At 61.6% G+C, this 23,321-nt stretch carries 21 protein-coding genes; 3 read left to right on the plus strand and 18 right to left on the minus strand.

All coding sequences use genetic code 11. The features are described from left to right. Positions 1 to 62: 62 nt before the first annotated feature. From HMPREF1287_RS04480 to HMPREF1287_RS04560, 17 genes are all read right to left on the minus strand, one after another. Positions 63 to 761, minus strand: a complete 699-nt coding sequence (locus HMPREF1287_RS04480) for a YggS family pyridoxal phosphate-dependent enzyme (protein ID WP_023017239.1) — start codon at positions 759 to 761, stop codon at positions 63 to 65. After that, entirely contained in the window at positions 754 to 1,491 is a 738-nt protein-coding gene (pgeF, locus tag HMPREF1287_RS04485; RefSeq protein ID WP_023017238.1) for a peptidoglycan editing factor PgeF, read from the minus strand. The genes HMPREF1287_RS04480 and pgeF overlap by 8 nt, the downstream gene beginning before the upstream one ends. Before the next feature lie 24 nt (positions 1,492 to 1,515). Continuing rightward, positions 1,516 to 2,865, minus strand: a complete 1,350-nt coding sequence (gene ftsZ / locus HMPREF1287_RS04490; protein WP_023017237.1) for a cell division protein FtsZ — start codon at positions 2,863 to 2,865, stop codon at positions 1,516 to 1,518. Between the two features lie 310 nt (positions 2,866 to 3,175). After that, positions 3,176 to 3,847: a cell division protein FtsQ/DivIB gene (locus HMPREF1287_RS04495; protein ID WP_023017236.1), complete on the minus strand. Its 672-nt coding sequence runs from the start codon at positions 3,845 to 3,847 to the stop codon at positions 3,176 to 3,178. Further along, a complete protein-coding gene (murC, locus tag HMPREF1287_RS04500; RefSeq protein ID WP_023017235.1) occupies positions 3,847 to 5,310 on the minus strand; it encodes a UDP-N-acetylmuramate--L-alanine ligase in 1,464 nt (487 codons plus the stop codon). Before murC ends, HMPREF1287_RS04495 begins: the two co-directional genes overlap by 1 nt. Continuing rightward, positions 5,311 to 6,420, minus strand: coding sequence for an undecaprenyldiphospho-muramoylpentapeptide beta-N-acetylglucosaminyltransferase (gene murG, locus HMPREF1287_RS04505; protein WP_005283867.1), 1,110 nt, complete (start codon positions 6,418 to 6,420; stop codon positions 5,311 to 5,313). Between the two features lie 20 nt (positions 6,421 to 6,440). Then, complete coding sequence (locus HMPREF1287_RS04510) at positions 6,441 to 7,841, minus strand: FtsW/RodA/SpoVE family cell cycle protein (RefSeq protein WP_023017234.1); 1,401 nt, start codon at positions 7,839 to 7,841, stop codon at positions 6,441 to 6,443. 25 nt (positions 7,842 to 7,866) lie between these two features. Beyond that, complete coding sequence (gene murD, locus HMPREF1287_RS04515; RefSeq protein ID WP_023017233.1) at positions 7,867 to 9,264, minus strand: UDP-N-acetylmuramoyl-L-alanine--D-glutamate ligase; 1,398 nt, start codon at positions 9,262 to 9,264, stop codon at positions 7,867 to 7,869. Positions 9,265 to 9,303: 39 nt separating this feature from the next. Further along, entirely contained in the window at positions 9,304 to 10,416 is a 1,113-nt protein-coding gene (mraY, locus tag HMPREF1287_RS04520) for a phospho-N-acetylmuramoyl-pentapeptide-transferase (RefSeq protein WP_023017232.1), read from the minus strand. Positions 10,417 to 10,446: 30 nt separating this feature from the next. Next, positions 10,447 to 11,976: a UDP-N-acetylmuramoyl-tripeptide--D-alanyl-D-alanine ligase gene (gene murF, locus HMPREF1287_RS04525; protein ID WP_023017231.1), complete on the minus strand. Its 1,530-nt coding sequence runs from the start codon at positions 11,974 to 11,976 to the stop codon at positions 10,447 to 10,449. A gap of 2 nt (positions 11,977 to 11,978) precedes the next feature. After that, entirely contained in the window at positions 11,979 to 13,514 is a 1,536-nt protein-coding gene (locus HMPREF1287_RS04530; protein WP_023017230.1) for a UDP-N-acetylmuramoyl-L-alanyl-D-glutamate--2,6-diaminopimelate ligase, read from the minus strand. A gap of 9 nt (positions 13,515 to 13,523) precedes the next feature. Continuing rightward, positions 13,524 to 15,392, minus strand: a complete 1,869-nt coding sequence (locus HMPREF1287_RS04535; RefSeq protein ID WP_023017229.1) for a penicillin-binding protein 2 — start codon at positions 15,390 to 15,392, stop codon at positions 13,524 to 13,526. A gap of 211 nt (positions 15,393 to 15,603) precedes the next feature. Continuing rightward, the gene (locus HMPREF1287_RS04540; RefSeq protein WP_023017228.1) at positions 15,604 to 16,434 is read right to left on the minus strand and encodes a hypothetical protein; all 831 of its coding nucleotides are present in this window, start codon (positions 16,432 to 16,434) and stop codon (positions 15,604 to 15,606) included. Next, positions 16,431 to 17,471: a 16S rRNA (cytosine(1402)-N(4))-methyltransferase RsmH gene (gene rsmH / locus HMPREF1287_RS04545; protein WP_023017227.1), complete on the minus strand. Its 1,041-nt coding sequence runs from the start codon at positions 17,469 to 17,471 to the stop codon at positions 16,431 to 16,433. Before rsmH ends, HMPREF1287_RS04540 begins: the two co-directional genes overlap by 4 nt. Positions 17,472 to 17,639: 168 nt before the next feature. Beyond that, positions 17,640 to 18,074, minus strand: coding sequence for a division/cell wall cluster transcriptional repressor MraZ (gene mraZ / locus HMPREF1287_RS04550; protein WP_034654127.1), 435 nt, complete (start codon positions 18,072 to 18,074; stop codon positions 17,640 to 17,642). 440 nt (positions 18,075 to 18,514) lie between these two features. Then, positions 18,515 to 18,916: a DUF3040 domain-containing protein gene (locus HMPREF1287_RS04555; protein WP_023017226.1), complete on the minus strand. Its 402-nt coding sequence runs from the start codon at positions 18,914 to 18,916 to the stop codon at positions 18,515 to 18,517. A 130-nt stretch (positions 18,917 to 19,046) separates the two neighbouring features. Further along, on the minus strand, positions 19,047 to 19,490 hold the full coding sequence (locus HMPREF1287_RS04560; RefSeq protein WP_005278401.1) for an SAV_6107 family HEPN domain-containing protein: 444 nt from the start codon (positions 19,488 to 19,490) through the stop codon (positions 19,047 to 19,049). A 236-nt stretch (positions 19,491 to 19,726) separates the two neighbouring features. On the opposite strand from HMPREF1287_RS04560, the gene HMPREF1287_RS04565 reads away from it, so the two are divergent. From HMPREF1287_RS04565 to HMPREF1287_RS04575, 3 genes are read left to right on the plus strand one after another with little or no spacing between them, the layout of a single operon-like run. Beyond that, a complete protein-coding gene (locus HMPREF1287_RS04565) occupies positions 19,727 to 20,281 on the plus strand; it encodes a GNAT family N-acetyltransferase (RefSeq protein ID WP_034654128.1) in 555 nt (184 codons plus the stop codon). Positions 20,282 to 20,332: 51 nt separating this feature from the next. Continuing rightward, a complete protein-coding gene (locus HMPREF1287_RS04570) occupies positions 20,333 to 21,412 on the plus strand; it encodes a polyprenyl synthetase family protein (protein ID WP_023017224.1) in 1,080 nt (359 codons plus the stop codon). An 8-nt stretch (positions 21,413 to 21,420) separates the two neighbouring features. After that, positions 21,421 to 22,944, plus strand: coding sequence for an alpha-(1->6)-mannopyranosyltransferase A (locus HMPREF1287_RS04575; RefSeq protein ID WP_023017223.1), 1,524 nt, complete (start codon positions 21,421 to 21,423; stop codon positions 22,942 to 22,944). On the opposite strand, the gene HMPREF1287_RS04580 is transcribed toward HMPREF1287_RS04575, so the two are convergent. After that, the gene (locus tag HMPREF1287_RS04580; RefSeq protein WP_005278391.1) at positions 22,913 to 23,317 is read right to left on the minus strand and encodes an Rv2175c family DNA-binding protein; all 405 of its coding nucleotides are present in this window, start codon (positions 23,315 to 23,317) and stop codon (positions 22,913 to 22,915) included. The genes HMPREF1287_RS04575 and HMPREF1287_RS04580 overlap by 32 nt on opposite strands. Positions 23,318 to 23,321: the final 4 nt, after the last annotated feature.

The following is a 23,321-nucleotide window of genomic DNA, read 5'->3' on the forward strand; positions in this document are numbered from 1 at the left end:
GCGCAAATGTAAATGATGTGACTCATGTGATTTACGCTGTGAAATGCGCTTTTGCGATATTTTTAACCTACTGGGCGCTTTCCCATGATGCTGGTTCCGACACGCACAATATCCGTCCCCGCGGCAATCGCCGCATCCATATCCGCGCTCATCCCAGCCGATAGTTTGAGCTGCCGGCCAAGGCGCTCGGACAGGCGATCCACGTCTGCGCGCACCGTAGAAAATACCTCCTGCGCATCGGCATCGAGGGGAGGAACCACCATGAGCCCGGCGAATTCTAGGTGCTCCGCCGCTTCGACAGCCTCGATGACCTCATCCAGCTCCTCGCGGACTACTCCACCGCGGGAGGTATCGCCATCGGCAGAAACCTGAATGAATATCGGGAGGTTGGACTCTCGCTGGCCGCGCTCTTTGGCCAGGCTCACGCCGCGGTCAAGCGCGTTGGCCAGTTTCACCGAATCCACCGAATGCACGCTGGCGGCCCACCGCGCGACGTGGTTGGCCTTCTTGGTTTGAATCTGGCCAATCATGTGAAAGCGCAGCTGGTCTAGTTTCTGCGCCTTTGCCCGGGCTTCTTGCTCGCGGTTTTCCGCTACATCTTCCACCCCGAGCTCCGCTAGAAGGGCGATATCCTCTGCGGGGTGGAACTTGGTCACGACCAGTAGCTGCGGTGATGGGCGGTCGTGCTCGGCAGCAATGGCGCTGATGTGTTCCTTCGTTACGGCAAGATTATCTGCCAGTTCTTGTTTCCGGTTACTCATGATTAGCCTCCAACCAAATCACACCGGCCTGGCGGCCGGTGGTTCCTTCGCGGCGATAAGAAAAGAAATCCGTGTCCTCAATGGTGCAGCGCGGATCCGAATCGATATTGGTAATGCCCAGGCCCATCAATTGGCGGATAAGCCCAGCGCGCACGTCGATGCCCCACGTCCCTTTCGCGGTCCTACACTTCGAGCCGGGAAGGCGCCGTTCGACATCGTTGGCCATTTCTTCTGGCACCTCGTAGTTTTTCCCGGATGCGGCGGGTCCCATGACCACCTGGATTCGCTCCGGCTGAGCGCCAAGTTTCTGCATCTCGCGCACGGTATTGACCACGATGCCGTTGCGGGCACCGAGCCGGCCGGCGTGGGCGGCGGCGATGACGCCGGCGGGGACATCGACAAGCAGCACGGGAGTGCAATCGGCGACGAGGACGCCAAGGCCAAGCCGGCGTTGCATGGTCACCACCGCATCCGTGGCTGGAACCGGTGACTCGTGCGGGCCGTCGATGACGGTGACCGTATTGGTGTGGAGCTGTTCCATCCATACGATGTTCTCGAGCCCGGTAACGCGCAAGAGGCGCTCGCGGTTGGCCGCGACGTTGGCGGGATCGTCGCCGACGTGACCGCCGAGATTAAAAGACTCATAGGGATATACAGACGCCCCGCCTGCACGGCTAGTAAAAACCATGCGGACGGGGCGGCTGGTGCGATGTTCCTCGTTTACTGGCATGCACACCAGCGTAGCGGTTTGCGCTTAGCGCATGAAGGACGGCACATCGAGATCGTCGTCGCCATCGTCATCGCGGCGCTGGCTTGGCCGGGACAGGCGGTAGTCTTCGCGGCGCTCCTCGCGGAAGCGATCGGAGTTGGTAAACAGGCCGGTGGATTCGGTGCGGCGCTCCTCGGGGCGGCGTTCTTCCACACGGCGGTCGTCGTAGCGACGATCGTCTACGCGGCGCTCATCAGCGCGGCGGTCCTCCACGCCACCCTGACCGGCGCGCGGCTCATAGGAGTGGCGCGGTGCGTAGTCATCGGCGGCGGGCTGGGCAGGTGCGGGGGTGGCGGAGTTGCCGGACTCGCGGTCACGGTTATCAAAGAGGGAGCCGGGCTTGCGCTGCTCGGGGGCGCGCTGGGCGGATGCGGCCTGGGCGGCATTGGCCTCGGCGTCGAAACCGGTAGCGATGATAGTGATGCGGATTTCATCGCCCAAGGTGTCATCGATGATGGTGCCGAAGATGAGGTTGACGTCTTCGTCGGCACGCTCTTCGACCATGGAGGCCGCGGAGTTGACCTCGTGCAGGCCCAAGTCGGAGCCGCCGGCGATGGACAGCAGCACGCCTTTGGCGCCTTCCATCGTGGATTCCAATAGCGGCGAGTTAATGGCCTGCTCAGCGGCGGTCATGGCGCGGTTATCGCCCCGTGCGGAGCCGATGCCCATCAGCGCGGAGCCGGCATCAGACATGACGGAGCGAACGTCAGCAAAGTCAACGTTGATCATGCCCGGGATGGTGATCAGGTTGGTAATACCCTGGACACCATTGTGCAGAACCTCATCGGCCGCGCGGAAGGCTTCCACGATGGAAAGCTCTTCCCCACCGAGCTGCATCAGGCGGTCATTTGGAATAACGATGAGGGTATCGCAAACCTCGCGCAGCTCCTCGATGCCGGCCATGGCCTGGCGGGTACGGCGCGCGCCCTCGAACTTGAAGGGGCGGGTGACAACGCCCACGGTCAGCGCGCCCATCTTCTTCGCAATGGAAGCCACAACGGGGGCGGCACCTGTACCAGTGCCGCCACCCTCTCCGGCGGTAACGAAGACCATATCGGAGCCCTGCAGGGCATCCTCGATTTCGGACTTGTGGTCTTCCGCAGAGGTCTTGCCCACCTCAGGGTTGGCGCCAGCACCCAATCCGCGGGTGGCCTCGCGGCCGATGTCGAGCTTGGTATCGGCATCGGAGAAAATCAGCGCCTGGGAGTCGGTGTTGATGGCGACGAATTGGACACCCTTCAGGCCTTCTTCGATCATGCGGTTCACGGCGTTGACGCCGCCGCCGCCGACGCCGACGACCTTGATATCCGCGAGATTGTTGTTGGAAGAGATCATGTGAGCAGGTCTCACCTTTCGCTACTTTAAGTCTGCACGTGCATTAAACGAGGATTGTATGCGCTTCACGAGCGTGAATCGCGTTCCCCTCCATCTTTAACGACACACCTGTAATTTTCATGCTCATTTTACGCGTGTCGGGACTCTCAAGTACCACTTTAGGGTTGCTGGCCTGCGGTTTTGTCCGCCACTTCCGCACCATTGACACCACCTAAAAGAGAAAATAAAAGACCCTGCAGCGCATACGCTTCGGGCGCGGCGCGGCAGGGAAATTTTCGGGTCTGACTCAGCCTCCACCGAGGTATCTACCCTATCCGCGGGTAGTGACCAATTCGGGGTTAGAAATATTCCATTCTCGGCCCTCCATCTTCAGCATGGTGGCGAAGGCGCGGGCCTTATCATCGTTATTTTTATCGCTCGCACCCCAGAAAATGCGGCGATCATCCTTGGTAGTGAACTGCAGAGAATAGGAATCGGTGACCTCGAGGGTGGCGACTTGGTGGCGCACGTCATCGGAAAGTGCGGCAATGGCAGCCACCGCGTCTTGGGCCTCGGAGGAGCCACTGTCGATGTCCCCGGTAAGTTCTACCGCACCTTCAGGCGGCTCTGCGGAAGTAAATTCCTCGCCCTTGTCATCGATGAGGTAGGTGGTGTCGTCTCGCTTCACGAAGGCGACGGGCTTGTGTTCCTGCACGGAAATGGTCAAGGTCGAGGGCAGATCGCGCGAGACCGTCACCGAATCCGCCCAGTCCAGGCTCGCAACGCCACTGGCGGCCTCGTGCGCGTCCACCCGCAAGAGGTTTTCGCCCTCGGGCACGCCCGCGGCCTCCTGTACCTGGGCGGCATCGAGCTGGTGCACGCCCTCCACCTCAAAGTTTTTCACCTTGAAGATGGGCAGTGCCCATACCGCGGCTCCCACCACCAGCACGAGGGCGAGCAAGCCGCCGATGATGCCGAAAATGAGTTTCTTCGACACCCGCACTAGTGGGCCCGCAATTCATCGAGGATTTCCGCGGCCACGAGGGTGATGGAACCGGCGCCAATAGTCAAGATGATATCGCCCGGCTGCGCGATGGAGACCACGTCCTTGGCTGCGGCGGAAAAGTCTGGCTCGAAGATAACCTCCATCTCCTCCGGCATCTTATTGGTGATAATGCGGGAGGTAATGCCTTCCACGGGTTGCTCGCGGGCGCCGTAGATGTCGAGTACAACGGCGGCATCGGCAAGCGCAAGCGCCTGCGCGAACTCGGCGTCGAATTCCATGGTGCGCGAGTACAGGTGCGGCTGGAAGCAGGCGATGACGCGCCCGCCATTGCCCTCGGCCGCGACCTTGGCGCGCGCGGCCCGCAGCACCGCGGCGACCTCGGTGGGATGGTGGGCATAATCGTCAAAGACGCGGACGCTGCCGCCCTGCCAGTCCACGCTGCCCCGGTACTCAAAGCGGCGGCGCACGCCGCTGAAATCCGCAAGCCCCTCCGCGATGGTACTGGGCTCGCCACCCGATAGCACGCCGGCGATCAGCGCCGCCATGGAGTTGAGCACCATGTGGTGGCCGGGAATCTGCAGCTGGTAGCTCACGGATTCCTCCACGCCGGGCAGGGAAAGCTGCACGGTGCACGCCATGCCGGCGGCGGTGGTTTCCTCCGCGGTCAGCGTCGCGGCGAGCGGAACGGAGGTGGTGCGGGCTTTTTCCGCGCCGCCATAGCCGATGACGTTGATGCCGCGGCTGAGCGCCTGCTCACCGATCTCGGCCGCGTGCTCGTCCTCCGCGCACACGACGAGGTAACCGGTATCCGGGGTGACCAGGTCCGCGAAGTCCGCAAAGACCTTGAAATAGGCATCCGCGGAGTGGAAGTAATCGAGGTGGTCCGGCTCCGCGTTGGTGATGACAGCGATATCGGGGCTATAGCGCAAGAGCGAGGCATCGGACTCATCGGCCTCGGCAACGAAGGCCTCGCCTGTGCCGCCGTGCGCGTTGGTGCCGGCCCGGTTGAGCTGGCCGCCGATGGCAAAGGAGGGATCCAGCCCCGCGTGCTGCATGGCGCTGACGGCCATCGAGGTTGTCGAGGTCTTGCCGTGCGTGCCGGCCAACAGCACCTGGGTGTGGCCCTCCATCAGCGCGGCGAGCAGATCCGAGCGGCGAATGAGCGGGATATTATTACCCCGCGCTGCGACGAGCTCCGGGTTATCCTGCGGAATCGCCGCGAAGGAGGTCACGACGGTGGTGGGCAGCTCGCCAGAAAGCTTGAGGTTGTCCGCAGCGTGGCCGATGGCTACCTTGGCGCCCATCGAGCGCAATACCTCCACCGGGGTGGAGTCCTTCACATCGGAGCCGGTCACGACGGCGCCGCGGGCGGCGAGGATGCGGGCAAGACCCGACATGCCGGAACCACCAATGCCGATGAGGTGGACGCGGCTGAGATCGTACTGTGCGGGATCGGTCATTTACTTATCCTTCTTTCCTGCCTGCAGTTCTGCGTCCTGCACGCGGGTGGCGATGCGGTCAGCGATGATATTCGCCGCATCCCCCGCCTTAGACTGGGCGGCGGCCTGCGTCATGGATTTCAGGCGCTCTGGATCATCGAGGATGGCGCGGACCTCTTCGATGAGGCGATCGGCGCCCAATTCGGCATCGGCAATCTGCACCGCAGCGCCGGCTTCTACCAATTCGCGCGAGTTCAGCGCTTGCTCGCCATTGCCGTGCGGCAGCGGGACGTAGATGGCGGGAAGGCCCGCGGCGGAAACCTCTGCCACCGTCATCGCGCCCGAACGGCACACCACAAGGTCCGCCGCAGCGAGCGCACCGGCCATGTCATCGATGTACGGCAATGCGGCGTAGTTCGGGTGCGGCTTAGGCGGATCGTTTTTCTTGCCATAGGCGTGCAGCAGCTGGAAGTCCTTGGTGAGGTCCTCCGCAGCACCCGCCACGGCGCCGTTGATGCTGGCCGCCCCCTGGGAACCGCCGGTAATGAGGATGGTGGGCAACTGCGCCAAATCCCACTTCGTGCGGGCATCCGCGGCGGTATTCCCGTCCTTATCCGCGGCAGACGCGGCCAGGCTCGGGCGCACCGGGATGCCGATGACCTCGCCCTCCATGCCCGAATTGGCGTGGGCATTAAGGCCAATGCCGCCGAGCTTGACGCCCAGCTTATTGGCCATGCCTGCCAGGGCGTTGGTCTCGAGGACATAGAAGGGAATGCCTAAGGTCTTTGCCGCGATATAGGCCGGCCCGGAGACATAACCACCGGTACCAAAGACGACATCGGCCTCGACATCCTTTAAAACCTTGCGCGCCTGGCGGACGGACCGCGCAAGCTTGACGGGGAGCTTGGCCAGGTTGGTGCTCACCTTGCGGGGAATCGGCACGGGGGTAATCAGGCGCAGGTCCACGCCGCGGGCGGGAATAATATCGCTTTCCAGCCCCTTTTCGGTCCCTAATGCCGTAATCCGGGCGCCGTAGCGCTCGCGTAAAGCTTCACCGACGGCAAGTGCGGGTTCAATATGTCCTGCAGTGCCGCCACCTGCAAGGACGACGGAAAATGGCGTGGAATTCATAGCCTAAAGGCTACCAGCGCCTACCGCCTCGGGCGGTGCTCGGCGCGCGGATACCTCCGCCCGCTTCCGGTCACCGGCCGGCCGTAGCGCTCGTCGCGCACCCGCGGACGGGCACCCTGCGGCTGGGAGTGACGGCCCCGCGATTTCTTCTTCGCCGCCGGCGGCTCCGGCTCGCCGATGAAAAAGAGGCGATCAAATAGCGGGCGCCCGAAGTTCTGCATGGCAGAAATCTGCATCGGCTCATGGCGGGCCACGTTGCACAAGATGCCCATCGAGCCGATCGTAATAATCGCGGCCGTACCACCCGCGGAAATCATCGGCAGCTGAATACCGGTCACCGGCAGCAAGCCGACGACATAGGCGATATTGATAAACGCCTGGGTCACCACGCCGATGGTTAGCGTGGCGGCCAGCAGGGATTGATACTGGTTCTGCGCGCGGGTGGCGGTGCGCAGCCCCACGTAGCCCAAAGCGGCGAAGAGGAGGATCACCAGCGCGCCGCCCCACAGGCCGAGCTCCTCGCCCACGATGGCGAAGATGAAGTCATTCTTGGCTTCTGGCAGGTAGAACCACTTGGCGCGCGATTGGCCGAGGCCAACGCCCCAGAAGCCGCCATCGGCAAGCGAGAGAAAGCCCTGGTAAGACTGGAAACCCGTGCCCTGGGTATCGGAGATATTGCCAAAGAGGGCATCGAAATAGGTGTGGAAACGGTGGGAGCGGAAGCCACCGATGAGGAAGACGGCGACCAGGCCCAGCGCACAGAGGATGCCGATGATGATGGGCACGCGCCTGTTAACGCCGGCGAAAAAGAGCGTGAAGACCACGACGAGGGCAAAAGACAAGGCCATGCCCAAGTCGCCCTGCCCCACGATGAGCAGGAACATGAGGCCCGCAATGAGCGAGTACATCATGAACGGGTCCGAGAGCTTGAGGGAATGGTGTTCCTTATCCGCGAGCACCGAGGCGCCAAACATGCCCACCGTGATGCGTGCCAGCTCGGAGGGCTGCAGGGAAATCGGGCCAATGTAGATCCACGACTGGGAACCCACCTCCTCGCGGCCGGTACCGACGCCCGGGATGAGCACCGCGATGAGCAGCAAAATGGAAAGGGCCAATAGCCACGGGATAAATTTACGCAGCGTATGCGGGGAAACCTTCAGGCCGAGCCAAAACGCGCCCAAGCCGATGATGACCATGGCGGTTTGGCGCAGCGCCTGGTTCCACACGCCGCCATCTTCTGTCAGCGACGTGGCCATGGACGAGGAAAAGACCATGACCACGCCGATGCCAATGAGCGAGAAGATAATCAGGCGCAAAAGCAGATAATCCAGGCCGGGATGCTGGCGGGCTTGTTCGCGCACGTCATTAATCCGCTCGCGCGTGCTCTTTGCGCGGGGGCGCTGCGGGGAGGTGGCCGTCATGAAGTCTCCTAATTATGAAAAAGGTCTAATGCGCGCGGGCGATATCCCGCGCCGCCGCGGCAAAAAGATCGCCACGTTGGGCCATTCCGGTGTACATATCCAACGATGCCGCAGCCGGCGCCAAGAGGACGGTATCGCCAGCCTCGGCGTGTTGCTCGGCGGCGCCCACGGCAGCATTCATTGCCGCCTGCGGATCGGTATCCTCGATGAGCTCAACCGGGGTTTGCGGGGCGCGGCGGGCCAGGGCTTCGGCGATGATGCTCTTGTCGATGCCCACCAGCACCGCCGCCTTCAACCGCGCGGCGTGGGTGGCGATGAGCTCATCTACATCCGCGCCCTTGAGCTGGCCGCCGGCGACCCAGACCACCGAATCGAAGCCTTCTAGGGCGGCATCGGCCGCATGTGGGTTGGTGGCCTTGGAGTTATCGATATAGGCCACCCCGCCGTGCTCGTGGACCACGGCGCCGCGGTGGCCGGCCACCGCATAGGCGGCCAGGCCCTCCTGGATGGCGGCGGGGCTAGCGCCTGCCAAGCGGGCCACGCTCGCGGCCGCCGCCGCGTCGAGGACACCCGCAAGGCCCGCCGGCTCGATGCCCTCGGCGGAGGCAAGATCTAAGGCGTCCTCGCCTTCCAGCCTGGAGACCAAGCGCCCGGCGCTCACCCCTACCTCACCAGTGGCCGGTTCGCCGGCGGTAAAGCCGTATACGCCGTCGATTCCAGCGGCATAGCGGCCCGCGGCAGCATCGTCTTTGCCCACCACGGCGCGGGTGCCGTGCAGGGCCTTGGCTTTGGCGCTCGCATAGGCATCAAAGGAACCGTGCCAATCTAGGTGGTCTTCGGCCACGTTGAGCAGCACGCCGACATCGGGGCGAAGCTCGCTGGACCAGTGCAATTGGAAGGACGAAAGCTCGGCGCACAGGATGTCGACCCGCGGGGAGGCGGTCAGGGCATCAAAAAGCGAGACGCCAATATTGCCCACGGCTTGCGCGCGCAGCCCGGTGCGAGCGGTATCGGCCTGCATGATTTTGGTCAGCATTCCCGTGGTGGTGGTCTTGCCGTTCGTGCCGGTGACAACGAGCCAGGTTCGCTGCGGTCCGAAGACCTCGGCGCGGTCGAGGCGGTAGGCCAGCTCGACATCGCCGATGACCTCCACGCCGGTGGCCTGGAAGGAATCTAAGAGGGCGGAATCGGGCCGCCATCCCGGCGAGGTCACCACCAGGTCATACTCACCCGGTGCTGGAGCGTCGGTCGATACCGTAGCCACGCCAAACTCTTCCGCCAAGGCCGCTAGGGCCGCGGCATTGGAATCTGCGACGGTGGTACCCACGCCGAGGCGCGCGAGCATCGCCACGCACCCGCGGCCAGAGACGCCGGCTCCTGCGACGAGGACACGCCCGCGCAGAAAAGGTGGTAGCTCAGCCATGATGAGTGCCTCAATCCTTAAGTATCTAGTGCCAAAACTTTATTGCAGGTTTCCGAAGCTGACTGCAGAGAGCCAATCGCCGTAGAAGATGCAGATGCCCGCCATCGCGGCCATCGCGCTTAATAGCCAGAAACGCGTGACAACCGCAGTCTCTGCCCAGCCACCATTTTCAAAGTGATGGTGGATGGGCGCCATGCGGAAAAAGCGCTTGCCCGTCGTACGGAAGACCACGATCTGGATGACCACGGAGACCGTCTCGATGACGAAGATGGCGCCGATGATGATCATCAGCAGCTCGGTGCGGGTGGTCACAGAAAGGCCGGCGACGAGGCCGCCGAGCGCGAGCGAACCGGTATCGCCCATGAAGATTTTCGCCGGTGCGGCATTCCACCACAGGAAGCCGAGGCAACCGCCTAGGCCCGCGGCCGCGAGAACCGCGAGGTCAAGAGGATCGCGGACCTCGTAGCAGCCGGCGGCCGGGGAAATCGAGCACGAGTTGCGGAACTGCCAGAAGCTAATGAGCGTATAAGCCCCCATCACCATGGCGGTAGTGCCTGCGGCGAGGCCATCCAGGCCATCGGTCAGGTTGACCGCATTCGACCACGCGGCGATGAGCAGGTACAAAAAGACCAAGAAAATGATGGTGCCGATAACGGCGCCGCCGACGGCAATATCAAAGGTGTCGAAATCGCGGACGAAGGACAGGTTGGTCGAGGCAGGGGTTAGCCCATTGGAATCCGGGAATTGTAGGGCGAGGATGCCGAAGATGAGCGCGATGGCCAGCTGGCCCACCAGCTTGGCGGTTTTATTGAGGCCGAGGTTGCGCTTTTTGAACAGCTTGATGAAGTCATCGGCAAAACCCAGGCCGCCGAGTCCCATGGTCAAGAAGTAGACCAATAACCCCGAGGGGCTAAATCCACCGTTGCCGGTTGCGCGGGCATAGATTCCCACGATGAGGTAGGCCACCGTGATGGCCAGCAAGATCGCCAGACCGCCCATCGTCGGGGTGCCCCGCTTGCGCAGGTGGAGCTGCGGGCCGTCTTCGCGGATTTCTTGGCCTTTTCCGACGCCAGAAAAATACCGAACCAAAACTGGGGTGGTAAAAATCGCGACGAGGAAACTAACGACGCCCGCGATAATGATCTGAGTCATTGCTAGAGATCTTTCTCCTTGAGATAGGGACTAACGGCGATTGAGCTGTTCTGCCACGCGCCACAGGCGCTGGGCATTCGAAGATTTCACGAGGACGACGTCCTTGGCCGCGCGCGCGGACCAGTCCTCCACCCCGGCAGGGGCTACCCGCAGGATATTTTCTACGGCCGCCGTCGCGGCCTCAATATCGGGGCAGAGTTCGGTCTGGATGCCGTGCCCGTGCGCGGCCTCCACCATGGCTACGGTATGCGCTCCCTCTCCTACCGCAACGAGGTGATCCACGTGGTACTTAGAGAGCACCGATCCTAGGATGCGGTGGGCTTCGACGGCCTCGCCGCCGAGCTCGCCCATCTCCCCCAGCACCGCGATGGAGCGGGCATCCGGGCGGGCCGCGGAGGTATAGGCCAAAGCGGCAATCGCCGCGTGCATCGAATCCGGGTTGGCATTATAGGAGTCATCGATGACGGTGACGCCATCGCAGCGGGTGCGCACGTCCATGCGGTGCGCCGAGCTCGTCTGATGTCCGCTGAGCGCACGCGCGGCAACGGCGGGTTCCACGCCCGATTCGATGGCTGCCGCGGCCGCGGCCAGGGCATTAGAGACCTGGTGCTTGCCAAAGACCTGCAGCTTAATGCTCATCGGCTCGACGCCGGGGGCGTGGAAGGTAAAGGACGGGCGGGCGACATCGTCAAGCTCAATGTCTGTGGCATAGTACTGCGCATCCGCGGCCTGCGGGCGATTGGCGGAATAATAGACCACCTTGGCCTGCGTGCGCGGTGCCATCGAGGCGACGAAGGGATCGTCCGCATTCAGGACCGCTACCCCGCCGTCTGCCGCAGCGGGCAGGGCCTCGATAAGCTCGCCCTTGGCCTGGGCGATATTCTCGCGTGAGCCAAACTCACCCAGGTGCGCGGTGCCCACGTTGAGCACCACGCCCACCGTCGGGGCCGTGATCTCAGTCAGGTGGCGAATATGGCCGATGCCGCGCGCGGACATTTCCGCCACGAGGAAGCGCGTATGCTCATCGCAGCGCAGGGCGGTATAGGGAAGGCCCACCTCGTTATTGAAGGAGCCGGGCGGGGCGACGGTTTCGCCCTCGGCGCGGAAGATGGTAGCCAGCAAATCCTTGGTAGAGGTCTTGCCCGCGGAGCCGGTAACGCCGACGATATCCAGGCCCTGTTCCGCGGCGAGGCGGGAGGTCACCTCGCGCGCGAGATCGGATAATGCCCCAATCACAGCGGCGGCGGAGCCATCCTCATCGTTGGCATAAATATCGGCATTGGCGGCGTTACCGGTCACGCGGCCTTGGGGCTTGACGATGATCGCCGGTACCCCCACCGGCCGAGCGGCCAGCACGGCTACGGCGCCCTGCTCTATGGCTTTTTCGGCAAAATCATGGCCATCGACGCGGGCACCGGGTAGGGCTACGAACAAGCTGCCGCTGGTGACCTTGCGCGAATCAAACTCCACGAAGCCGGTCACGCGCTCATCGGGATCATCAACGCTATCCAGGCTACCGCCGGTTATCGCGGCGATATCTCCAATAGAAAGTGGAATCATTACTACTCCTTCGTATCCCTAAGAGTATCGCGATGCGCCGTTCCCGCCAGCTTTTCCTCAATGGCGCGCGCCATTTCCTCTCGGTCATCAAAGTGCAGGGTGCGCTCGCCCACGAGCTGGCCTACCTCATGGCCCTTGCCGACGACGATGATGGCATCGCCCGGCTGCGCCCAATCCACCACTTCATCGATGGCGCGTGCGCGCGAGCCCTGCTCCCGAATATCGGCATCCGGCGCAGCCCGGCGAGCGCCTTCAATGACCGCCGCGCGGATTGCGGCTGGGTCCTCGGTGCGCGGATTATCATCGGTCACCACCGTAAGATCCGCCCGGGTGGCCGCAGCCTCTCCCATAATCGGGCGCTTGGTGCTATCGCGATCACCGCCGGCGCCCACGACGACGCCCACGCGCCCGGAGGTGCCCTCCAATTGCAGGCGCAGGGTATCGAGCACCGCCGCGATGGCTGCGGGCTTGTGGGCATAATCCACCACGGCCACGAAGTCTTGTCCGCGGTCGATCCTTTCCATGCGCCCGGGAACGGCGACGTTTTCCACGCCGGTCAAAAAGACCTGTGGATCTTCGCCCACGGCAGTGGCCATGCCCAGGGCGAGCGAGGCATTGGCGATATTGAATTCGCCGGGCAGCGGCAGCCGGAAGGAATAGTCGGTGCCGTCTAGGTTGAGGTCAACCTCCTGTGCACCGGTCGCCTCGGTAGCCGTCTGGCGGGCGGTGATCGTGGCATCGCCTGTACGCGTTGCCACCGTCATCACCGGGGCACCCGCATCTTTCACCATTCCGCGCAGGCGCTCGCCCCACTCGTCATCAACGCAGATGACCGCGCGCTGGGCCGCCTGCTCCCCTAGGAATAGCCGGGACTTGGCCGAAAAGTACTCCTCCATCGTGGGATGGAAATCCAAGTGGTCCTGGCTAAGGTTGCTGAATCCAGCGACGGCAAAGTTGGTTCCGCGCACGCGGCCGAGCTCCAAAGCATGGGAGGAGACCTCCATGACCACGTGGGTCACGCCCTCATCCCTCATGCGAGCGAAAAGCTCTTGCAGCCGTGGCGCTTCCGGCGTGGTCAAAGAGGTGGGCACCGGCGTGCGATTGATGCGGGTACCGGTGGTGCCGATTAGGCCCACGGAGTGGCCGGCCTGCAATAGACCGGCTTCGAGGAGGTAGCTAGTCGTGGTCTTGCCGGAGGTTCCGGTAATCCCCAAGACCGTGAGATCGCGGGTGGGGTGTCCATAAATTTCTGCCGCAATCGGGCCTAGGACGACGCGGATATCGTCTACCACGATGATCGGGCGGGTTTCGTTAGCTTGGCGGAGGTGGTCGAGACCGGGGGCATCGGTAAGCACCGCGCCCGCCTTGGTATCCCCGGCGAACTGCGCGCCGTGCACCCGCGTGCCGGGAAGGGCCGCAAATAACGCGCCTTCGGGAAGGCTCGCGGAATCTAAGCCGCACGCGCTGACCTCTACGGTGCCATCACCGATGACGCGTCCGTGCGAAAGCTGCGCAAGTTTTTCTAAGGAAACAGACATTTCAAGCTCCTATTGTTCCCGCAGGGTCATCCGCGGCGCTGGTTTCGAGGTGGGAATATTATCGCGATTGAGCAGCCAGGAAGAGATATCCCGGAAGATAGGCGCCGCGGACTGGCCGCCGCCGCCATTGTCTTCCACGCCGGACTTAGGCTCATCGAGCATGACTGCGACGACGAATCGTGGGTCATCGGCAGGCGCAATGCCCGCAAAGGTGATCCAGTAGGCGGAATTAGAATACGCCCCGGAATTCGGGTCCACCTTTTGGGCGGTGCCGGTCTTGCCGGAGAGCTGGTAACCGTCCAATTGGGCGTTGGCGGCCGTACCGTTTTGCACGCCGGCATCGTCATCTTGGAAGACGGCGCGGAACATATCCACCGCAGTCTTGGCGGTTTCCTTGTCCACTACCTGGGTCTTCTTTGGCTCGGGTAGCTTTTCCGTCTCGCCGTCGGGGTCTTTGATCTCGTCGATGATGCGCGGTTCGATGCGCTCGCCGCCGTTGGCCAATGCTTGGTACACGCTCGCCATCTGCAGCGTCGTCCACGCCTGGCCCTGGCCGATGGGCAGGTTGGCAAAGGTACCACCCGACCACTGCTCTTGATCTGGCACCGTGCCGGCGGATTCATTGGGCAACTCAACGCCCGTGGTCGCGCCCAAGCCGAACTTCTTCAAGTACTCCGCATACTTCTCGGGCCCAAGCTTATCCGCGATCATCAAGGTGCCCACGTTGGAGGACTTACCAAAGATGCCGGTGGTGGTATACGGCTCGGTACCGTGAGGCCAGGCATCGTTGACGGTCACGCCGGCCATGTCGATGGAGCCTGGAACCTGGTGCACCTCATCCGGAGTGGTAATACCCTCCTGCAGAGCTGCCGCCGCCGTCACTATCTTGGCAACGGAACCCGGCTCATAGGGGTGGGAGATGCTGCGGTTCTCGAAGTCCTTGCCCTCCTTGAGCTGGTCTTCGATATTCTTATTCGGATCCACCGTATCGGTATTAGCCATGGCGAGCACCTGGCCGGTCGCGGCATCAAGCACCACGGCCTCGGCACCCTCCGCCTGGGAATTGGCCTTGGCCTTTTCCAGCTTTTGCTGGACGTAGGTCTGCAGATCCAAATCCAGGGTGAGGGTGACATCGCGGCCATCGACGGCATCCACGACATCGCGCAGGGTGCCGGGAATGACCTGCCCATCGGTGGACACATCCTCCGTGGACTGCCCATCGATGCCGGTCAATTCGGTATCGCGGGCCGCCTCAAAGCCGAATTGGCCGTGGCCATCCATAGAGACCTTGCCCACGACGTTTTCTGCAATCGCCCCGTTCGGGTACTGGCGGATGTCTTGCCGGTCAGCCGCCACACCGTGGTACTTATTGGAAATCTCTACAGCGACATCCGGATCCACATTGCGGACCAAGACCTCGTACTGCGTATCGGCCTTGAGCTTGTTTTTAATATCGTTCGCATCGACCTTGGAGGCAGAAGCACCCGAATCCTCAATCATCTTCGGAATGCCCTCAGCCATCTCCTTGAGTTTGTCCTCCATTTGTTTGGTGAGGTACTCATCTTTTTTGCTCTCATCCATGCCCTCGAGTTTCCCCTCGGACGTGGCTTCCATCTTCGCCTGCTCTTTGAGCTCATCGCGCAGGCGCGTGGGAGAGACAGTCAAGGAACGAGACTTCATTGTATAGGCCAAACGCTGGCCATCCCGGTCCAGGATCTCTCCCCTGCGGGCAGGATCAATATAGACGCGTTCGCGCTGGGTGACGGCCTTCGCCGCAAGGTCCGGGCCCCAGACTAATTGGACCCAAGCAAGGCGCCCGCCCAAGGCGACGGTGGCGACGACAACACAGGTCAAAATGATGCGCAGGCGCTGGCGCATGATCGCTTTTTGGGGCACAACAGAACTAGCAGCGCGGCGCGGCCGCGGACGGTACCCACGGTTGCCACCATTATTCGGTGCAGTCACGGTGCTCAGTCACCTTCCCTTCGCCGCCACAGGTTCTTGCGTGTATCGATTGTGCCCTACAAGATGGGCAATGCCCGCGCTACCACGCGCGAGCACAGAGAATTTCACCACTTATTCTGTCCGTTTAATCAGCCTGGCTGGTGTACGGCGCGCGGGCGGGAAGGTTGGGACGATTATCGCCGGCGTTTTCACGGTTATCGGCCTCATCGCTGTCGCGGTTCTCATCCCGGTTCTCGTCCGCATCATTGCCGTGGGCATGTTGCTGCTGCCCGCGCGGCACGGCGTTCAGGGAATCAGACATTCCCTCCGTATCCTTCGGGTCGCTCGAGGCTTGGCCCGGGCGGATGGGTTCACCGTTGACATCGATAAGCTTTTCCGTATCCGGGGTGCCTTCGCGCTTGGCGATGATCTCTCCATCCCCGCCGACCTCAGTCACGCCGGGCTGCTTGGGCACGGCCATGCCCAATTCATCCGCGCGGCGGGCAATATCCGCCGAGGAGCTTAAGTTTTCTGCGTCTCGGTTGAGCGACTCGATCTGGTTATCCAACTGCGATTCCTGCACCGTCAGCTGCTGAATTTTAAACGTCTGCGAGGTTGACAAACCAGATAGCCACATGGCCAGCGCTACCCCGCCGATGACCAAGGTAACGGCCAAGACTGCAACGCGGGTAAAAGCATTATTCTGCTTCGTCTGCTGTTGCACCCGCCGGCCGCGGAAGCTGACGACCTGCTTCGAACCAAGCCGCTTCGCCCCGCGGTGCGGCACCCGGGTACGGCTAGGCGCCGTCCGGCGCGCCGCTTTCCCGGTAGCCCTAGTGGCTGTGCGCTCGCGCACAGCGGTAGGCGCTCCGGTGTCGATTCCGGTGGTGAAGTCTCGGCTGGCGCCCATGCTGCGAGTGGCCTCTCTGTCGCGGCTGTCCGTCAAGTGCTGGTTTCGGCGTGGGATGGTGCTCATTTCTTGCCTCCCGGTGGTAAAAATTCTGGCGTGCCTTCAAGCCGTTCAAGGGCGCGCACGCGCACCGACGCGGCGCGGGAATTTTCTTCTACCTCCGCCTGCGATGCCTTTTCGGCCCCGCGGGTGACCGTGGCGAATTCCGGTGCGGTGCCCGGCAAATCCATCGGTAGACCGGCAGGCGTGGTGGACGTAGATAGCTCCTTGAATGCTGCCTTTACGAGGCGGTCTTCTAAGGACTGGTAGCTCATAAAGACCGCGCGCGCCCCAATGGAAAGCGCACTGGTGATTACGGGAAGCACATTTTCAATGGCCTCCAACTCGCGGTTGACCTCTACCCGCAGCGCCTGGAACGTGCGCTTTGCCGGGTGCCCGCCCGTGCGGCGCGTTGCCGCCGGAATGGTCGCGTAAAGCAGCTCGACCAGCCGGCCCGAGGTGCTAAACGGTTCCTTCTCGCGCTCCTTGAGCACGGCGGAGGCAATCTTTCCCGCAAAGCGCTCGTCACCATAGGTCTTGAGAATCCGCGCCAAGTCCCCGTGCGAATACGTATTGAGCACGTCAGCGGCGGTAAGTCCATGGCTCGGATCCATACGCATATCCAGCGGTGCATCCGTCTTATAGGCAAAGCCGCGCTCTGCCTGATCCAGCTGCATGGAAGAAACGCCCAAATCGAAGAGGGCTCCCGCAATACCGTGGGCGCGGGCAGCATCAAAGATATCGCCCTCGCCCTGGGCAATGGCGGTACCCAGCTCATCGAAGCGTGCATTGACCGCGCAAAAACGCGGGCTGAAGGGCTCTAGCCTCGCCGAAGCATTCTGCAATGCCTGCTCATCGCGGTCCACACCGATAACGCGTGCCTGCGGAAAGGTCTGGAGGAAGTACTCGCTGTGGCCGCCGGCACCTAAGGTGGCATCGACAAGCACAGCCTGCGAGCCCGCAGCCTCTACCCCGGGGCGCAGGAGCTCCGCCATGCGCTCGCGCATGACCGGCACATGGCCGTGGTTATCCGCCACATCGTAATTAAGGTTAGTTGTAGCCATGTCTCCCCGCGTCCCCCTTTCTTATTTCCGCTGTGCAGGACTTCCTATCGTGGAAAGCACGACGAGTGCATATAGGGCCCTGTCCGAGGCAGGTTTCTGATATCGGGGAAGTACACCAGAATCATCCGCCTCGGACAGAGTCCTTACACGCACTCGAGATGCGGGCGCTTACAGCAAGCCCGCAAGTACGTCATCGGCATCTGCTGCCGAATAAGCATCTTCAGTTTGCGATTGATACTCAGCCCACGCGGCTGCATCCCAAATTTCGAGGAAATCTACCGAGCCAACCACCACGCACTCTTTGGACAAACCCGCGTACTCACGGTGGCCTGCGGACAAGGTGATGCGACCATGCCCGTCGGGCCGCTGTTCGTCCGCACTTGCAGCCAAGTTACGAATGAAAGCGCGCGCTTCCGGATTGGTTCGAGAAACCGCCGCAGCCTTCCGTGCGCGTTCGGCGAACTCTTCGCGCGGGTACACGGCCAAAGAATGGTCCTGCCCCTTGGTAACCATCAGGCCACCGGCGAGCTCGTCGCGAAATTTTGCAGGAAGCGTTAAGCGCCCTTTGTCATCAAGTTTCGGAGTGTAGGTTCCGAGAAACATCCCGGCGTCCACCTTCCTCACTCGACAACTCCGGATTCCCTCACGTCAGAAGAGAGTTTTTCAACCCCATTCCTCCGCTGCGCCCCACTCTACCCCACTTTCCCCCACATGCCCCACTTAAATCGCCATATTCTCAGCAACACAAAAAGTATGCGCAGTTAAAAGGGTGTTTTTCCGGTGGGGAGAAATCCCGCGCCCCACCTTGACAACCCCGAAAATCCACCCCTTTAGCCCCACTTACAACATCAAGATCACCCCACCTCATACACCACCTACAGCGCAATGCCTGCATATTGGAGCCGCTACCACCCTCTGCCACCCACAATCCCCCACCGCGCCGCGGTTTTGGTCAGACGGTGGGGCAAAGTGGGGAATTTTGGTAAGGCATAAAAAATCCCCAGCCACCCTTCCTAGTGACTGGGGAAATGGAAAGTTCGCGGCTAGCTTTCCTCAAAGCGCCGACGGAAGTTTTCTTCCAGCTTGCTGCCTACTCCACTATTACGAGACGAGGCTGCCTTCTTTGACCGCCCATTGGTGGACTTTTTCTTTCCGCTACCAGCAGGCTGGTCGCCGCGGAGCATCCACACGCCGGAAGCGAACATGACTAAGAACCCGGCGATGGACAGCGCAATAAACCACAAGCTTTGCTGCGCCAAGGCCACGCCGCCAACAAGCATGCACAGACCAACCACGATGAGCGCAATCCCACGCAGCGTAACTGCGCCGCCGGAACCGCCGATCGAGGTAGATTCAGACACAGAAGCGCCAAATTTAGGATCGTCCGCTAATAACGATTCCTCTATTTCACGGAGCGTGCGTTGCTCCTGCTCAGAAAGAGACACTTTTCCTCCAACTAGGGACTGGGCTTCGGCCGATATATCTTCTACCAATACTAACGTCCAGAGTAACCAGTATGTTCCCCAAAAGGTAGTTATTCCCCTCAACAGTGATTATGGCGCCGCTATGCTGCTGCTATGCCGCAAAGGATCCCAGAATCGTCTCGGCTTCACTCTCATCTAAAAATTGCGCCGCCTGCTGCATTAACCCGTAGACATATTCCTCATCCGGCGTTGCATCCAAGCCAGACGCCACCCGGGCACGGGTACGAGAGTAGGACTTAAAAGCCTCGGCCCACTGCTTTTCCTCGGCCCCCACCAAAGCCAAGCGGTCCCACGCGCTCGTTGGCAGACGCCGGCGGCGAGAGACCACCGATACAGCTACTCGCGCACCCGCCGTACGCAATGCGGACTGATAAGCCACCTCCAGCGCCTGGTCAAAGCGACCATCCGCCGCATATCCCCTCGCCCGATCCAGAAGCTCGCGAGCCTGGAAAAGAAAGTGGGCCCGCTTCGCGCCCTGCTTGCCAGCAAAGCGACCGGTAGAGCGGGACTGCGTTGCCGAAATAATCTGTGCCATTGTTTTTCTCCTGTACTGCGCTAATAACTAACCGTGTTCGATTGCCGCTCACTTTAAGCAGCCAACCGGACATCCACCCCCTAGTCTAGTTCACCTGTTCGAATTACTCAAGAGTTTTACCAGTCATAACTGCCTACAAATCGAACACAGTTCGAAATCCCTTAGGGCTCGATGGAATAACCCCGCCCCCCACCCTTGTCCGCCGGTGGACATGCGTATCTGGTGTGATAGATACCGTGAGTTTCGAAATCCGCCGCTTAACCCCGCAAGAGTTCTCTATGCTGGCTCCCCAACTCGTGGAGATCTACATCGAGGCCATGGGATATGACCCGGTCACGTTTTCGCGCAGCGTGGACAATTGGCGGGCGGATTCCATGCGGCCCGGGTTTACAGCGCTTATTGCTGCGCATGACAACGGCGTCGTGGGAGTGGCCTATGGATTTTTGGGCTCACCAGATACTTGGTGGGATTCCGAGCTGCACCGCGCCCTGCGCCGCAACGGCGGGCCAACTGAGTCCGAATGGGGCATGCTGCGCAGCTATTTTGAGGTGGCTGAAGTGCACGTGCTGCCGTCTTTTCAAGGCCACGGTTTAGGTAAGCAGCTACTCGAAGGGCTCTTATGGAATATCCCTGCCCGATTTGCCTTATTGTCAACGCCGGAAGCACCACAGGAAGCCAACGGGGCTTTTCGCCTCTACCGGTCTGTGGGCTTCTTTGATGTCGTGCGCCACCATCGCTACCCCGCGGATCCCCGACCCTTTGCCATTTTGGGAGTGGTCCTGCCGCTATAAACCTGTGTTATTTCTTCTCGGCCCAAGGCGGTATCGTGTGGAGGTGTGACTATGACGAATATTCCTGAGCTTGCGGATATCCCCGGCGCGGTGCGCGAAAAACTGGCCATCTTCTTGGACCAGCGCCGGGATCACGTGGCAGAAATCGGCGCCCCGGTCAGTACCGCTATGAGCTTTTTGGAATCATTCGTCCTCGATGGCGGGAAAAGGGTGCGCCCCATGTATGCGTGGGCGGGCTACCTCGCCGCCGGCCGTGGTTCGGAATCCCCAGAGGCGATGCTGCGCGCGGCATCCTCGCTGGAGTTCATCCAAGCCTGCGCGCTTATCCACGATGACATCATTGACGCGTCGAATACGAGGCGTGGGAAACCGACGGTGCATCGGGAAGCAGAGCGCCTTCACCGGGAATCCGATTTCTTAGGGGATCCGGAATTCTTTGGCACGTCCGTGGCCATCTTGGTGGGCGATTTTGCGCTGGTCTACGCCGAGGATATGTTTCAGGATTCTGGGCTCAGCCCAGAGGCTTTGCAGCGTGCGCGCGATCCCTGGCGGGGAATGCGCACCGAGGTCTTGGGCGGCCAATTGCTCGATATTTCCCTCGAGGCAGCCGGTTCGGAATCGGTGGCGCTGAGCAATTCCGTCAACCGCTATAAAACCGCCGCCTATACCATCGAACGGCCCCTGCATTTGGGCGCTGCCATCGCGGGGGCAAGCGATGAACTAATCTCGGCTTTCCGCGGCTATGGGCACGATATCGGCATCGCGTATCAGCTCCGCGATGACCAACTGGGGGTCTTTGGGGATCCCGAAATTACGGGCAAGCCCGCCGGCGACGATCTGCGAGAGGGCAAGCGCACGGAGCTTCTTGCCTTAGCGCTACAGCGCGCCGATGAACGCGACCCCAGCGCCGCCGCTACTCTGCGGAAATTCATCGGCCGCACCTCCGATACGCAGGACTTGCTGCGCCTGTCCCAAATCATTGCGGATTCCGGCGCCCCTGATGAGATTGAGCGCCGCATTACCGCGTTGACGGAATCCGGGTTGGCCCATCTGCGTGCGGCGAATGTGGATCCGCAGATCACCGAAACGCTAGAACACCTAGCCATTCAGGCGACGACGCGCCAAAAGTAGGTATCACCGTGGCCAAAACCTACTCCTTGCCAGTCCCCCGCGCACTCCCGCTGGGCCTCGTGGCCTCGTGCGTGCTCCTTTTCTCGTCTTTTTCTGGCGGCTCAACCCGCAACCGCGGCGGCGTGCTCGAAGCGCTCAATATCGGATTCTTATCGTATGGTCACGGGCGCAACCTCGGGTTGGTGCTGTATTGGGTGGGCATTTTCCTCCTCGCCGCCGCCTGGGTGCTTGCCGGGCGCATGATTATTCGCAAGCAGCTTAAACACCCGCGCCCGGAGGGAGGGGTACGCGAGTTACAACGCATCCTTATCGCATGGGTCACCCCACTGCTATTCGCCGGCCCTATGGCTTCCAGGGACGTGTATTCCTACCTCATGCAGGGCGCCATGGTCCGCGATGGATTCGACCCCTATACCGAGGGCGCCGCCGTCAACCCCGGGCCCTTCCTGCTCGAGGTCTCACAAGACTGGCGCAATACCACCACCCCGTATGGACCGCTGCACCTGTGGATTGGCAAAATCGTCACCACCGTCGTGGGCGATAATGTCACCGTCGGCATCATCACCTATAAGCTGCTTTCGCTATCAGGCTTTGTCCTTATTGCGTGGACGGTCCCGCGGATCGCCCGAAAGCTCGGCGCGGATCCGGCGGTCGCGCTGTGGATCGGCGTTGCCAACCCAGTCATCATCTTGCACCTTATCGGTGGCATGCACAATGAATCCCTCATGGTCGGCCTGGTGTCGTTGGGGCTTTTGGCCGCGCTGCACCAGCGCTTCCACGCCGCGCTGCTGCTAGTCGGCACGGCGGTGGCGATGAAGGCTACCGCGATTTTTGCCGCCCCCTTCATCGTCTGGCTGATGCTGCACCGCTACGCGCCCAAGGGTTCTACCGCGGCGCGCACCGCGGTGGTTTTCGTCTGCTCAGGGCTCATCGCTGCCGTGGAAATCATCGCGTCCGTGGCGCTTATCACCTGGGCCTCCGGCACCTCATGGGGCTGGCTATCCCAGGTCAGCGGCAATTCTAAGGTGATTAACCCCTTGGCGGGCCCGACATTGGCCGCGGACATCATCGTCCCGGCGGTCCACATTTTTGACCCGGAGGCATCCTATAACGCCATCCTGGGCGTCCTGCGCACAATCGCGATGGTGTGCATGCTCATCGGGTTGGTCATCGTGTGGTGGCTAAGCCGGCACACGGCCCGCGATGCCATTATGGGCACCGCGGCGGCCTACCAGGTTGCCTTCGTCTTCAACTCGGTGACCCTGCCGTGGTACTACGCCTCCATCTTCACGCTCATGGGCACCTTCCGCCCGCCGTTGTGGCTGCTGAAGTTTACCTCCGGCGTAGCGCTATTTATCAGCTTGAGCTTTTCCGGCGACGGCAACCACCAGCTCTATAACTGGTTCTGGGTCATTGGCCTCATCGTTGTGTCCTGGTCCGCAACGCAATGGATGTTCGATGGCGTGAGCCAAAAAGGCCCTCAACTCCCCAAGCGCTGGGTTAAAAAGCAGACGCCTGCGCCCGCCGAATAACCTCGCGCGCCAGGTGCCCGTGCAGGGCGTCGATGGGCCGGCCAGGCAGGGAGTCATCTGCGGTAAATAGGTGGCGCAGGATCTCTTCGTCGTCATAGCCGCCATCGGTAAGCACGGTGATAACGCCCGTGACGTGCTTGGCAATGCTCCCCTTGTCATTGAAGAATGCCAGCGGCACGCGCTTGCCTTCGGGCGAGTCCCAGACAATGAATTTGCGGTCCTGGAGCAAGTCATAGGCGCGGGTGATGGGAAGGCCCAGCTTGTCTGCCACCTGCTGCATGCTGAGCAGCTCTTCGCCGGCCAATAAGGAATTCAGGGAGTTTTCTGCGTTAGTCACGCCACCTACTTTAACGCGACCTAGGGGATCGGCCATACTG

Source organism: Corynebacterium sp. KPL1986, from assembly GCF_000477975.1.
Classification (GTDB): Bacteria; Actinomycetota; Actinomycetes; order Mycobacteriales; family Mycobacteriaceae; genus Corynebacterium; species Corynebacterium accolens.

Coding starts and splice junctions, on each gene's coding strand:
- mraY (WP_023017232.1), bottom strand. CDS start 10,416: ATGACTCAGATCATTATCGCGGGCGTCGTTAGTTTCCTCGTCGCGATT.
- murF (WP_023017231.1), bottom strand. CDS start 11,976: ATGATTCCACTTTCTATTGGAGATATCGCCGCGATAACCGGCGGTAGC.
- HMPREF1287_RS04530 (WP_023017230.1), bottom strand. CDS start 13,514: ATGTCTGTTTCCTTAGAAAAACTTGCGCAGCTTTCGCACGGACGCGTC.
- pgeF (WP_023017238.1), bottom strand. CDS start 1,491: ATGCCAGTAAACGAGGAACATCGCACCAGCCGCCCCGTCCGCATGGTT.
- HMPREF1287_RS04510 (WP_023017234.1), bottom strand. CDS start 7,841: ATGACGGCCACCTCCCCGCAGCGCCCCCGCGCAAAGAGCACGCGCGAG.
- murD (WP_023017233.1), bottom strand. CDS start 9,264: ATGGCTGAGCTACCACCTTTTCTGCGCGGGCGTGTCCTCGTCGCAGGA.
- HMPREF1287_RS04580 (WP_005278391.1), bottom strand. CDS start 23,317: ATGGCCGATCCCCTAGGTCGCGTTAAAGTAGGTGGCGTGACTAACGCA.
- HMPREF1287_RS04535 (WP_023017229.1), bottom strand. CDS start 15,392: ATGCGCCAGCGCCTGCGCATCATTTTGACCTGTGTTGTCGTCGCCACC.
- HMPREF1287_RS04570 (WP_023017224.1), top strand. CDS start 20,333: ATGACGAATATTCCTGAGCTTGCGGATATCCCCGGCGCGGTGCGCGAA.
- murG (WP_005283867.1), bottom strand. CDS start 6,420: ATGAATTCCACGCCATTTTCCGTCGTCCTTGCAGGTGGCGGCACTGCA.
- HMPREF1287_RS04480 (WP_023017239.1), bottom strand. CDS start 761: ATGAGTAACCGGAAACAAGAACTGGCAGATAATCTTGCCGTAACGAAG.
- HMPREF1287_RS04540 (WP_023017228.1), bottom strand. CDS start 16,434: ATGAGCACCATCCCACGCCGAAACCAGCACTTGACGGACAGCCGCGAC.
- murC (WP_023017235.1), bottom strand. CDS start 5,310: ATGACCGATCCCGCACAGTACGATCTCAGCCGCGTCCACCTCATCGGC.
- ftsZ (WP_023017237.1), bottom strand. CDS start 2,865: ATGATCTCTTCCAACAACAATCTCGCGGATATCAAGGTCGTCGGCGTC.
- HMPREF1287_RS04560 (WP_005278401.1), bottom strand. CDS start 19,490: ATGGCACAGATTATTTCGGCAACGCAGTCCCGCTCTACCGGTCGCTTT.
- mraZ (WP_034654127.1), bottom strand. CDS start 18,074: ATGTTTCTCGGAACCTACACTCCGAAACTTGATGACAAAGGGCGCTTA.
- rsmH (WP_023017227.1), bottom strand. CDS start 17,471: ATGGCTACAACTAACCTTAATTACGATGTGGCGGATAACCACGGCCAT.